The 11,739-nt window shown below is 71.0% G+C and carries 13 protein-coding genes; 7 read left to right on the top strand and 6 right to left on the bottom strand.

Going from position 1 to position 11,739, the window contains the following annotated elements; all coding sequences use genetic code 11:
- Positions 1-53: 53 nt before the first annotated feature.
- Entirely contained in the window at positions 54-542 is a 489-nt protein-coding gene (locus tag VIP82_RS09585; RefSeq protein WP_331907972.1) for a CinA family protein, read from the top strand.
- Positions 543-575: 33 nt separating this feature from the next.
- On the opposite strand, the gene VIP82_RS09580 is transcribed toward VIP82_RS09585, so the two are convergent.
- Both VIP82_RS09580 and VIP82_RS09575 read right to left on the bottom strand, forming a co-directional pair.
- On the bottom strand, positions 576-1,157 hold the full coding sequence (locus VIP82_RS09580; RefSeq protein WP_331907970.1) for a GNAT family N-acetyltransferase: 582 nt from the start codon (positions 1,155-1,157) through the stop codon (positions 576-578).
- The gene (locus tag VIP82_RS09575) at positions 1,154-1,744 is read right to left on the bottom strand and encodes a hypothetical protein (protein ID WP_331907968.1); all 591 of its coding nucleotides are present in this window, start codon (positions 1,742-1,744) and stop codon (positions 1,154-1,156) included. Before VIP82_RS09575 ends, VIP82_RS09580 begins: the two co-directional genes overlap by 4 nt.
- A gap of 157 nt (positions 1,745-1,901) precedes the next feature.
- On the opposite strand from VIP82_RS09575, the gene VIP82_RS09570 reads away from it, so the two are divergent.
- Together VIP82_RS09570 and VIP82_RS09565 are read left to right on the top strand one after the other, a co-directional pair.
- Entirely contained in the window at positions 1,902-2,513 is a 612-nt protein-coding gene (locus VIP82_RS09570) for a TetR/AcrR family transcriptional regulator (RefSeq protein WP_331907966.1), read from the top strand.
- Positions 2,514-2,720: 207 nt separating this feature from the next.
- Entirely contained in the window at positions 2,721-4,100 is a 1,380-nt protein-coding gene (locus VIP82_RS09565; RefSeq protein ID WP_331907964.1) for an MFS transporter, read from the top strand.
- Between the two features lie 182 nt (positions 4,101-4,282).
- Here the strand turns inward: VIP82_RS09565 and VIP82_RS09560 are convergent, their stop codons facing one another.
- From VIP82_RS09560 to VIP82_RS09550, 3 genes are all read right to left on the bottom strand, one after another.
- Entirely contained in the window at positions 4,283-5,278 is a 996-nt protein-coding gene (locus VIP82_RS09560; protein ID WP_331907962.1) for an NADP-dependent oxidoreductase, read from the bottom strand.
- A 90-nt stretch (positions 5,279-5,368) separates the two neighbouring features.
- Complete coding sequence (locus VIP82_RS09555; RefSeq protein WP_331907960.1) at positions 5,369-6,658, bottom strand: RNA polymerase sigma factor; 1,290 nt, start codon at positions 6,656-6,658, stop codon at positions 5,369-5,371.
- Positions 6,655-6,993, bottom strand: coding sequence for a YciI family protein (locus VIP82_RS09550; RefSeq protein ID WP_331907958.1), 339 nt, complete (start codon positions 6,991-6,993; stop codon positions 6,655-6,657). Before VIP82_RS09550 ends, VIP82_RS09555 begins: the two co-directional genes overlap by 4 nt.
- Before the next feature lie 113 nt (positions 6,994-7,106).
- Here VIP82_RS09550 and VIP82_RS09545 point away from each other — a divergent pair, with 113 nt between their 5' ends.
- Entirely contained in the window at positions 7,107-7,655 is a 549-nt protein-coding gene (locus VIP82_RS09545; protein ID WP_331907956.1) for a dihydrofolate reductase family protein, read from the top strand.
- A 60-nt stretch (positions 7,656-7,715) separates the two neighbouring features.
- Here VIP82_RS09545 and VIP82_RS09540 read toward each other — a convergent pair whose 3' ends face one another.
- Entirely contained in the window at positions 7,716-8,288 is a 573-nt protein-coding gene (locus VIP82_RS09540; protein ID WP_331907954.1) for a TetR/AcrR family transcriptional regulator, read from the bottom strand.
- An 84-nt stretch (positions 8,289-8,372) separates the two neighbouring features.
- Here VIP82_RS09540 and VIP82_RS09535 point away from each other — a divergent pair, with 84 nt between their 5' ends.
- From VIP82_RS09535 to VIP82_RS09525, 3 genes are all read left to right on the top strand, one after another.
- Positions 8,373-9,566, top strand: coding sequence for an MFS transporter (locus tag VIP82_RS09535; RefSeq protein ID WP_331907952.1), 1,194 nt, complete (start codon positions 8,373-8,375; stop codon positions 9,564-9,566).
- Between the two features lie 141 nt (positions 9,567-9,707).
- Positions 9,708-10,055 carry a UBP-type zinc finger domain-containing protein gene (locus tag VIP82_RS09530; protein WP_331907950.1) on the top strand — a complete coding sequence of 116 codons (348 nt, stop codon included), beginning with the start codon at positions 9,708-9,710 and terminating at the stop codon, positions 10,053-10,055.
- Complete coding sequence (locus VIP82_RS09525) at positions 10,052-11,713, top strand: FAD-dependent oxidoreductase (RefSeq protein ID WP_331907948.1); 1,662 nt, start codon at positions 10,052-10,054, stop codon at positions 11,711-11,713. The genes VIP82_RS09530 and VIP82_RS09525 overlap by 4 nt, the downstream gene beginning before the upstream one ends.
- Positions 11,714-11,739 lie beyond the last annotated feature (26 nt).

Here is an 11,739-nt window from a genome sequence, read left to right as displayed (position 1 = left end):
GTGCGCTGTCAACCCGGCCATTCCGAACGCGCGGTCCCGCTAGGTTGTTGCCCGTGACTGCGGAGAAGAGCGCGAATCTAGCGGAGAAGGTGGCTCGGTGTGCGCGCGAGCGTGATCTCACGGTCGCGGTGGCAGAGTCTCTGACGAGCGGGCTGCTCGTGAGCACACTGGGCGCAGCCGAAGACGCATCGGAGTGGCTGCGTGGCGGGGTGGTCGCATATGCCACCCCGGTGAAGCAGAAGGTCCTCGCGGTGTCGCCAGGCCCAGTGGTGAGCGCTCGGTGCGCGGAGGAGATGGCCGCCGGTGTGGCAGCGCACCTGGACGCGGATGCCGCCGTCGCGACGACCGGTGTGGGCGGACCCGACAGCGAGGAAGGCCGTGAGCCGGGAACGGTCTACATCGGGTGGTGGGTCCACGGGCAAGCGGGCAGCGAGCTGTACACCTTCGACGGCTCGCCGGAAGAGGTCCTCGAAGCGACGGTCGCTGCCGCGCTCGCCGACCTCCTCCGAGCTATGGATGCCGCCGAGCGCCGTGCATCCTGATGGCCGACGCTGCCCGTCTCGGCGATCTGGTCGTCAGAGGCGGTAGCGCAGCAGCTGCATGTCGGTGGTGCCGGGCTCCAGCCCCTCGTCGACGAAGCCGGCGCGTTCGGCGACATGGCGCGCGACCGCGTTCGCCGGACGGGTGCGCACCACGACATCGGTGCCCGGCGCGACGAGGGGTGCCAGTGCCAGCGACTGCTCCACGACGATGCGCGCCAGTCCTCGCCCCTGTGCGCCCGGGGCGAAGCGGTAGTAGACGTTGAGCACCGGCTGGCCCGCCATCGTGTGATTCCGGATGCCGCCGAGACCGGCGAACACCCGCGCGCCGTCGTCGACGTCGGCTCCGGGCACGCCCTCCGGCCAGTCCGAGGCCGGGATGAGCACCGCCCAGTAACCGAACCCGTGTTCAGCCCAGTGCTCGAGAATCGGCTCCAGGAAGCGCGCGGAGTGCTCGACGTCGGGGTGCGTCTCCTGCGGGTCGTAGCGGTAGACGGAAGGGTCGCCGTGGGTGGCGAACACGCCCGCGGCGTCGGCTTCGCACGGCCGGCGCAGCAGCACTCGGGCGTCGGTGGTGATCCGCAGCGCGTGTCGGCGCGCCGCCTCTGCGGTCGTCATGCGGTGAGGGTGACGACGCCGACGAGGATCGCGACGAGGACATCGAGCACCGCGCAGAAGCGGGCGAGCGCTTGGTCGACGACGCGTCCGGTCCGATGATGGTGAACGTCCCACGCGGCGTGGCCGAGCAGGGCGGCCGCGACCAGCAGACCGCCGACGGTCGGATCGAGCTGCAGTGCCAGCACGGCGGTCGCGCCGAGCACGAGCATCGCCGCGCTCTGCAGCGGCAGCGCCCACCAGGGATGGTTACGGAGTGAGGCCGGCCCGACGATGACCAGCACTCCGGCCAGCACCAGCAGCCACGGCATGGCATCCAGATCTGCGAACTTGTCCAGCGTGATGAGAGCGAACGCGATGCCGAAGACGACCCACGCCGCCCACCGCCGCTGGGTTGCGGCCGCCGCGAGATAGACGAGACCGGATGCCGCGATCACCGGGGCGACGTCGCGTCCGTCTGTCAGTCCGTATGCGGTGGCGGCCGCGACCAGTCCTGCGAGCGCGACGGGCCATGCGATCTGCCACCAGGCGCCGGCGCGTCGGCGCGGCAGTGCGCGGCCGGGCGATTCCTGCGTGAGGACGGCATCCATCTCCACCTCTTTTCTTGAACACCGGTGTGCGAGTTCTTAAACTGTACGCCCGTGTCCGAGTTAACGGAAGCCAGCGATCAGCCGCCGCAGCGTACGAGCGTATGGCGGCGCGGCGGCAGGCTAAAGTGCACATGACTGTCTGGTTTAGGAGGGCACCGTGGCTGCAGCGGGAACGAAGGTCGCTGAAGCGGCGGGTGCGTCCTCCCAGGATCGGACGAAGCGGGCCGATGCCGTGCGCAACATCGAGGCGATCATCGCCGCCGCCACCCGACTCCTCGCGGTGGACCCCGACGCGAGCATCAACGACATCGCCAAGGCCGCGCACGTCGGACGGGTGACGCTCTACGGTCACTTCGACTCGCGCGCGACACTCATCCGCGAGGTCGTGGACCGCGCGATCGCCCAGACCGAGGAGGCGCTGGCGAACCTCGACCTCGACGGTGACCCCCGTGAGGCTCTCGGTCGCCTGCTCGAGGCCACCTGGCATCTGACCCACCGCTTCGGCGCGGTCGTCGTCGCGGCCTCTCAAGCGCTGCCGCCCGAGCAGATCCGCCGTGCCCACGACGAACCCGCGGCCCGGGTCCGCGCACTGCTCGAGCGAGGACGCGACGCCGGCGAGTTCAGCCGCGACATGCCCATCGACTGGCAGATCAGTGTCATCCAGGCGATTCTGCACGGGGCCTCGGCGGCGGTTCATCGTGGCGAGATCACCGCCGACGAGGCGCCCGCCCTGGTGCGCGACACGATCCTCGCCGCGCTCGCCGCCTGAGACCGGCTCGTCGGCTCGAGATCGCCGGCTTCCGCCCCCTCCGCTTCGGATGAGGACGCCGCGGTGCGCGGTCTCATACGCTCCGCGCGCGCCGCTACGCCGAGCGCTCCTGCGTTCGTCGCGGCCACGACAGCGCCTCTTGTCGAACACGTGTGTACGGTTTATTGTTCTCGTACATCACTGTTCAACTTGTGAAAGGTCGTCGTCGTGCACACTTCAGATTCCGCGGCTGCGAAGGCCCTTCCCGTCGCCGATCCGTCCCGCTGGCGCATCCTCGCCCTGCTCGGCGTGGCGCAGCTGATGCTGATCGTCGACGTCACGGTCGTCGCGATCGCGCTGCCCGACATGCAGGCCGATCTCGGGCTGGACAGGACGACGGTCGCGTGGGTCGCGAGCATCTACGCACTGGTCTTCGGCGGCTTGATGCTGCTCGGCGGCAAGGCCGCCGACATCCTGGGTCCGCGACGCGTGGTGGTGGCGGGCCTGGCGGTGTTCGTCGCCGCCTCGCTGCTCGCCGGACTGGCGGGCAGCGGTGAGATGCTGCTGCTCGCCCGCGCTCTGCAGGGCGTGGGAGCGGCTGCGATGTCGCCCGCGGCACTGTCGGTGATCGTGCGCACGTTCGCGGGTGCGGAGCTGACCCGCGCCCTGGGTGTGTGGTCTGCCCTCGGCGGCGCAGGCGCCGCGGTCGGCGTGCTGCTCGGTGGCCTGCTGACCGCCGGGCCGGGATGGGCGTGGGTGTTCTTCGTCAACGTGCCCGTCGGCATCCTGCTGCTGATCGGTCTGGTGAGGTCCGTCCGACCGCTGCCGGGATCGGGCGGCCGCCTCGACGTCGTCGGCGCGGCGCTGGTGACGGCGGCGACGGGCGCCGCGGTGTACGGACTCGCTGCGGCAGGAGACGACGGCTGGGTGGGCGCCTCCATCCTCATCGCGATCTGCGCGGCGCTCGTGGGATACGCGCTCTTCGCGTGGCGGATCCGCACCGCCGCCGCCCCGCTCATCGAACCGGCGATGCTCAGGCGAGGACCGGTGCTCCGCGGGCTGGGGCTGATCTTCGTCGCGGCCGCCCTGATGATCTCCGTCTTCTTCCTCGGCTCGTTCTCGCTCCAGCACCTCCATGGATTCACCGCGCTGGAGACCGGGCTGTCGTTCCTGCCCGTCGCCGCCGGCACCATCCTCGGCGCCACGTTCGGCGGCCGCATCATCCCGCGGTGGGGCGTGCGGACCGTCTCGGTGACGGGGCTGCTCATCACCGCTGCCGGACTCGCGGCAACGGCGGGGATCTTCTCCATGACGGTGCTGATCGTCGGCACGAGCGTGGCGGGCTTCGGTGTCGGAGCGGTGTTCGTCGCGGCCGCGGCCAGCATGTTCTCCGCGGTGGAGCCGCCCGAAGCCGGTGTCGCGTCCGGCGCGCTGAGCACCTTCCACGAGTTCGGTGCCGCCGCGGGGGTGTCCGCCGTGTCGAGCGTCGCGGCCGCGGCCCTCGTGGCTCCCGGGTTCGCCGCGTTCGCCTCGGGCTACTGGTTCGCCGCGGCCGTGGCGCTCCTGGCCGGCGTGGCGTCGCTGCTGTGGCCACGGCGGGCAGGCTGACGGATGCCGTTGGCCTGTGGAGACGGGATCAGGACGCCTCGATCACCGGCCGGGGGAGGAGCGCGCGCACGACGTCAGGGGCTGAACCCGGAGCCCCCGCCGACAGCGTCCTCGCCCGCGACATCGTGTCACGCGCGAGGACCTGGCTCGGGGCGCAGCTCGCCGGCTGACCGATCCGGCGGCTACGGCACGCTCACGACCGTCTTCCCGCGCGAGCCGCCCGCGGCGACGAGCCGGAGCGCCTCGGCGGTCTGGTCGAAGGGGAGCACTCGGCTGACCACAGGCCGCAGCACGCCGTCGTCGACCAGTCGGGTGATCTGGCGCAGCTGCTCGCCGCTGGCGTGCATGAACAGGAACTCGTAGCTGACGCCGAGCTTTCGCGCGTGCCTGCGCACCTTGCCGCTGAGGCCGCGGACCGCGAGCCGCACCACGGGGTTGAGTCCGGCATCCCGGGCGAACTGCGGGTCGGGAGGACCCGCGATGCCGATGGCTCGCCCGCCGGGCTTCAGGATGCGCAGCGACCTCTCCAGGTTCTCGCCGCCGAGACTGTCGAGCACGAGGTCGAAGCCGCTGAGCTGCTGCGCGAAGTCGTCGGACCGATAGTCGATGACGATGTCGGCGCCGAGATCGCGCACGAACTGGGCGTTCGCACTGCCGGCGGTGGTGGCGACCGCCGCGCCCAGGTGCTTGGCGAGCTGGATCGCGATGGACCCGACCCCGCCGGCGCCGCCGTGGATGAGTACCTTTTGCCCCGGTTGCAGCCGACCGCGCTCCACGAGCGCCTGCCACGCCGTCAGCGCCACCAGCGGCAGCGACGCCGCGGCCTCGATGTCGACCGAGACCGGCGCGATCGCGAGGTCGGCTTCGTTCACCGCGATGCGCTCGGCGAACGTTCCGATGCGACCGTCATCCGGGCGGCCGTAGACCGTGTCGCCGGGCTTGAGGCCCCGCACGTCGGCGCCGACCCGGATCACCGTTCCCGCGACATCGTGGCCGAGGATGAGCGGAAAGGCGTGCGGCAGAACCTGCCGGAATTCGCCGAGCCGGATCTTCTCATCGAGGACGTTGACCCCGGCGGCGCGCACGCGGACGAGGACGTCGGAGCGCCCGACGCGCGGCTCGGGCACGTCGATCCGCTCGAGCGGGCCCTGGAATGCGGAAACGGCGAACGCCTTCATGTCTCTGTCGTGCTCCTCTTCGTGAGCGAGGCGACACGGTTCGCCTCGGCATCACCGAGTATACTCAATAATGAGGACGCTCGGTAATGCTCACTCGAGATGAGGGCTCCACTCGTTCGCGCGGGCGCGGAGGAGCTCCTGTTCCCGGGGATTCGGAGCCAGCTCTGCTGCCCGTCGCAGTTCGACGGCTGCCGCCCAGGCATCGCCGAGTTCGAGGAGGAGCTGTGCGCGCACGGCCGCGAGCAGGTGATGATCGGAGAGCTCGGGGGAGTCGGCCAGGACCTCCAGCATGCGCAGCCCGGCCTGCGGGCTCTCCGCACGAGACACCGCGACCGCCCGGTTCAGCGTGACGATCGGTGAGGGCGCAACATGTGCGAGAAGCCGGTACAGCTCGGCGATGCTCGTCCAGTCGGTCTCGGATGCCGTGCGCGCTCGAGCGTGGGCGGCTGCGATCGCCGCCTGGATCGCATACGGACCCGGGGTGTCGCTCAGTTCGCGCGCCCGTAGCAGGGACCGGAAGCCTCGGGCGATGAGCAGCTGGTCCCACAGGCCGCGGTCTTGCTCGTCCAGGCGCACGGGGGCGCCGCCGTCCCCGGTGCGTGCCGGAAGCCGAGACGCCTGCAGCTCGAGCAGGGCAGCGAGTGCATGCGCCTCCGCATCATCCGGCACGAGCTCGGCCAGCATGCGCGCGAGGCGGAGCGCCTCGAGGCAGAGGTCGGGACGCACCCAGTCGTCGCCGACGGTGGCGGCGTGCCCCTCGGTGAAGACCAGGTAGACGACCTCGCGCACCGCCCCCAGCCGCGACTGTCGTTCGGCAGAACTGGGCACCGCCGCGTCGAATCCCTCCGCCGCCAGCCGCCGTCGCCCCCGGAGGATCCGCTGCGAGATCGTCTGCTCGGGAACGAGGGAGGCGCGTGCGATCTCGCGTGGACTCAGACCTCCGAGCAGCTTGAGGGTCAGCGCGACCTGCGTGTCGCGGGCCAGGCTCGGGTGGCAGGTGGCGAACAGCAGGCGCAGCACATCGTCGGCGATGCCCTCGTGCGCCACGATGAGGTCGAAGTCGTGGCCGCCCTCGTCGATGTCCACCCGGATGCGCTGTCGCGCGTCGTCGGCGATGCCGCCGAGCTTGTCGCCGAGGTTCACCGACCGGCGGATGCGGTCGATCGCCCTGTGCTTGGCCTCGAGCGTCAGCCAGGCGGCGGGATTCGCCGGCACCCCGGCCTCCGGCCATTTCTCGATCGCCGCGACCATGGCGTCCTGCAGGCTGTCCTCGGCGAGGCCGATGTCGTGCACGGTGCGTGCCAACCCCGCGATGATGCGTGCACCCTCGAGACGGTAGACCGCATCGACGGTGCCGCGCGCATCGCGGCCCGAGGTCACTCCGGCGGCCCGAACACTGGTCGGACGTCGCCTTCGCCGTCACCGACGACCGCCCAGAACCGGCGCGCCATCTGGAGCGCCTCTTCCTCGGAGCGCACCTCGATGAGCGCGAAGCTCACGATCGTCTCCTTCGCCTCGGCGTAGGGGCCGTCGGTGATCGAGAGCTCGCCGTCGCGGGATGACACGTGCATGCCCTGCCCGAGCCCGCCCGTCGCCAGCAGGATGCCGGCACTCGCCATCTCATGGATGAGTGCTCCCATCGCTGCGAACAGCGCCTCGTCGGGCGCCGGGCCCCCGCCGTTGGTCGTCATCAGATAGCGCATGGGCATCAGCATCCCACTCCTCCTGAAATTCCTTCCAGACCCGTGTCGGATTCGGTGCGCGCCGTTCGGTGCATGTGTAGGAGGGGGATCGGACGGATCCCCCGTACGAGAACAGGACACGAGAAATGCGCAAGATCATCGTGGGCGAGTTCATCTCGCTCGATGGAGTCGTCGAGGCCCCGGAGCAGTGGCACATGCAGTACGTGAGCCCGGAGATGTTCAGCATCATGTGGGCGCTGAGTGACACGTGCGACACGACGCTGCTGGGTCGCGTCACCTACGAGGGCTTCGCGGCGGCGTTCGCCGATGCGCCCGCCGATGACCCGATCGCAGCGAAGATGAACAAGAACGCGCGCGTCGTCGTCAGTCGCACCCTTGAATCGCTGGAGTGGGCGAACTCGACGGTCCTCGAGGGCGACCTCGAAGAGGGCGTCGCCGCGCTGAAGGCGGCCGAGGGTCGCGACATCCTCACGACCGGCAGCACCAGCCTGGTGCAGGCGCTGCTGCGGGCGGGGCTCGTCGATGAGCTGCACCTGCTGATCCACCCCGTCACCGTCGGCCACGGACGCCGGCTGTTCGACCAGGAGGCGCCGCTGACGTTCTCCCTCGACGAGGCGACGGTGCTGCCCAACGGCGTGATCCACGCGGTGTACCGCCACGTCACGGAAGGCTGAGCGCCGCGCGGGGCGGTGGGGCGCGTCGCCACCGTCCCGGCGGGGACGGTGGGGGCGCAGTCAGACCGTTGCGGATTCCGCTGCGGGCTCGAAGCGGTCGACGAGCGCTTGCACGACGGCGGCCACGTAGTCGCGATCCAGCGGGGTGCCCTCCCATGCCTGGTGCATCGGCCAGGCCTCCACGAGCGCGTCGAGCGCGCGGGCAGTCGGCTCGGCGAAATGCAGGCCGAGGCTGGCGCGGCTGAGGAGCAGCCAGTCGCGGCAGAGATCGTGCACCTTCGCGTCGTAGTTGCCGAACGAGTACATCTCGAAGAGCGCCCGCACGTCGTCGGGCGATGCGTACGAGCCGCAGATCAGGTCGACGACCGCCGCACATGCCTCCTCGCGGCTCCGCGCCACCGCGAGGGTCGCACGGTACTGCTCCGACATCCGCTCCGCGAGTGCGGCGAAGGCCTGCTCGAGGATGTCGGAGAGCCCGTCGAAGTAGTAGGTCAGCGATCCGAGCGGGACGCCCGCCCGGGCGGCGATGACGCGGTGGCTGGTCTGGTGCACCCCCCGCTCGCCGATGACCGCGAGCGTCGCCGCGATGATCCGGTCGCGGCGATCCGGATCGTTCGCGCCGCGTGCGGCCATGGGGTACCTCGTCTCGTCGGCGAACGCCTGTGTACGATAGTACAGATTTGTTGTGTACGAACGTACATATGGTGAAGGATGCCGATGCTCTCGTCCCTGTCCGCGCGTCGCCTCGCACTGGCGACGCTCTTCTTCGTCCCCGGCGTCGGAATCGCGTCGTGGGTCACCCGGACGCCCGACATCCGCGACCTCCTCGGCGCCTCGACCGCGGAGATGGGGCTCGTGCTGTTCGGGCTGTCGCTCGGCTCGATGGTCGGCATCCTGTCATCAGGCGCCCTCGTCGCGCGGTTCGGAGCACGGCCGGTCATCGCGGCCGGCGCGACGGCGATCGTGGTGAGCATGCCCGTCATCGGCATCGGGGCCGCAGTGGGCAGCCCGTTCGTCGTGGCCTCCGGACTCTTCCTCTTCGGCGCCGGGATGGGCGGTGGCGAGGTGGCGATGAACGTCGAGGGAGCCGACATCGAGCGGGTCAGCGAGCGATCGTTCCTGCCGACCCTGCACGGATGCTTCAGCCTGGGCACCGTCGTCGGAGCCGTCATCGGGATCTGGGCGACCGCCGCCGGCTTCCCCGTGGCCTGGCACCTGGGCCTCGTCGGCGTGATCGCGCTCGCCGCCGTCGTGCTCTCGGTGCCGGCGCTGCCTGCGCACACCGGCCGCGCACACGGCGTCGACACCACCGCCGTCACCGAGAGCCGCCGCGCCCTGTGGAAGGACTCCCGTCTGCTGCTGATCGGCGTGATCATCCTCGCCATGGCGCTCGCCGAGGGGACCGCGAACGACTGGCTCCCGCTGGTGATGGTCGACGGTCATGGCTTCGATCCCGCGCTCGGCTCCACGATCTACGCGGTGTTCGCCGCCGCGATGACGATCGGCCGATTCTCCGGCGGATGGTTCATCGAGCGGTTCGGCCGCCCCGCGGTGCTCTCGGCGAGCGGTGTGTTCGCCGCGGTCGGCCTCGCCCTGGTGATCTTCGTCGACAATCAGCTCGTGGCGGCGGCCGCCGTGCTGCTGTGGGGACTGGGTGCGTCCCTCGGATTCCCCGTGGCGATCAGCGCGGCGGGCGACTCCGGCCCCGATTCCGCGGCGCGCGTGTCGCTCGTGGCGACGGCGGGCTACGTCGCGTTCCTCGTCGGTCCGCCGGCGCTCGGCTTCGCCGGCGACGAGTTCGGCCTGCGTTCGGCCCTGATCATCCCGCTGGTGTTCGTCGTCGTGGCTGCACTGATCGCACCCCTCATCGGCGGTCGGCGGCGCACCCCGGTGCTGGTCGATCAGGCCTGAGCCACGCAGGGCAGGTCAGGCGCCGGGCGGTCGAGCGGCCGCGTGAGATGTGACTGCATCCCGTCGCGCATCTCGGCCGTGCGCGCTGCCGGGCGCGTTAGCATCACTCCGATGGAACGCGTCGGATGAGAGGCAGGCCAGATGAGCCTGGATGAGATCGACCCCACGGTGCCGCCCTCGGGCGAGGGCTGCGCCGACTGCGATGCGGTCGGCGGCTGGTGGGTGCACCTGCGGCGGTGCGCCGTGTGCGGGCACGTCGCGTGCTGCGACACGTCTCCGGCGCAGCATGCGACCGCGCACTTCCGCGCGAGCGAGCACCGCTATGTGCGCAGCTTCGAGCCGGGCGAGGACTGGTTCTGGGACTACGTCGCCGGGGACTACGTGGACGGGCCCGACCTCGCGCCGCCCGTGTCGCGACCGGCCACGCAGCCATCGCCCGGCCCCGCGGGCAGGCTGCCCGCCGACTGGCGGGAGCTGATCCACCGATGACGACTCACGAGATCTCGCCGGCGAAGCAGCGCGAGATCGAACGCATGATGAAGCCGTCGCTGTCGGACGCGCAGTGGCAGCGGCTGGTCGCCTTCGGCGAGCCGCAGGAGGTCGCAGAGGGCGAGTACCTCTTCCGGGCCGGCGATCTCGACTACGACCTGATCCTGGTCGACACGGGCGAGGTCGAGATCGTCCGTGTCGCGTTCGGCTGGGTCGACGAGACGGTGGTCGGAACGATGGGTCCGCGCAGCTTCGTCGGCGAGCTGGGCCTGCTGAACGGGCAGGGCGCGTTCCTGTCGGCTCGCGCGTCGCGCGCCGGCCGGATGCTGCGCGTCGGCCGGGCGCGCTTGCGTCTGCTGATGGCCGAGGACGACGAGCTCTGCGACATCGTCCTGCACGCGCTGTGGGCCCGGCGAGAGATGCTCCGGCGTGGACCGGCGGCGCTCACCCTCAAGCTGGTCGGCCCCCGCTCATCGCGCGACTTCCTGACGCTGCGCAGATTCGCGGAGCGGCTCGACCTCGTGCACACGGCGGTCGAGCTGGTCCCCGGCGAACTCGGCGCGCTCGGCGAACACGGAATCACGCTCGACGACCTCCCCGTCGCCTTCATCCAGGGCGAGCCGATGCCACGGGCGACCCCGGGCATGGTCGCGGAGCGCCTCGGGCTGAGCTATCAGGCGCGCGCCGACGAGGTGGTCGATCTCGTCGTCGTCGGCGGCGGGCCGGCCGGTCTGGCCGCGGCGATCTACGGGGCGTCCGAAGGTCTCGACACGGTGCTGCTGGATGCCGTCGCCCCGGGTGGGCAGGCCGCGGCGACGTCGAGGATCGAGAACTTCCTCGGATTCCCTTTCGGAGTCAGCGGCGGCGATCTGATCGGCCAGGCCTCGCTCCAGGCATTGAAGTTCGGGGTCCGCGTCTACGCGCCCTGCGAGGCCGTCGACCTCAGACCCGTCGGCGATGACATCGACATCGCGCTCACCGACGGGCGCCTCATCCGCACGCGGACCGTGATCGTCACCTCCGGCGCCGCCTACCGCACCCTCGACCTGGAGCGGTGGAACGAGTTCGAGGGCGCCGGCATCTACTACGCGGCGACCCCGCTCGAGCTGCGCCAGGTGTTCGAGTCGCCGGTCGTCGTCGTGGGCGGCGCCAACTCCGCCGGCCAGGCCTCGCTGTATCTGGCGGCGAACGGCTGCCCCGTGCACCTGGTCGTGCGCGGCTCCGACCTCGGCACCCGGATGTCGTCGTACCTCGTGGATCGCCTGCTCGAGGACCCGCGCATCGACGTCCACACCGGCTCGCGCGTCGTGGGGCTGGACGGCGGGTCCGCCCTCGAGCGCGTGAGCATCGATTCGGTGGGGGATGTCGCGGCGCGCGGCCTGTTCTGCTTCATCGGCGCCGAGCCCGCGACGTCCTGGCTCGCCGATCTCGATCGCGACGCCGACGGGTTCCTCCGCACCGGCACGGACGTGTCGGTGCAGTCGCTTCAGCGCTGGCAGGGGCTCGGGAGGGAGCCGCTGCCGTTCGAGACCTCCGTGCCGCGGATCTTCGCTGCCGGCGACGTGCGCCGCGGGTCGATGAAGCGCGTCGCCGCCGCGGTCGGCGAGGGCTCCAGCGCCGTCGCGTCGGTGCACCGCGCGCTCGCCGACTTCCGCTGAGCTCGGGCCGGCGTCGGCCGGCTGCC

It is taken from the genome of Microbacterium sp. (assembly GCF_036566905.1).
Lineage (GTDB): Bacteria > Actinomycetota > Actinomycetes > Actinomycetales > Microbacteriaceae > Microbacterium.
Note: the sequence above shows the minus strand (reverse complement) of the source record. Positions and strands in the feature narration are given on the sequence as shown.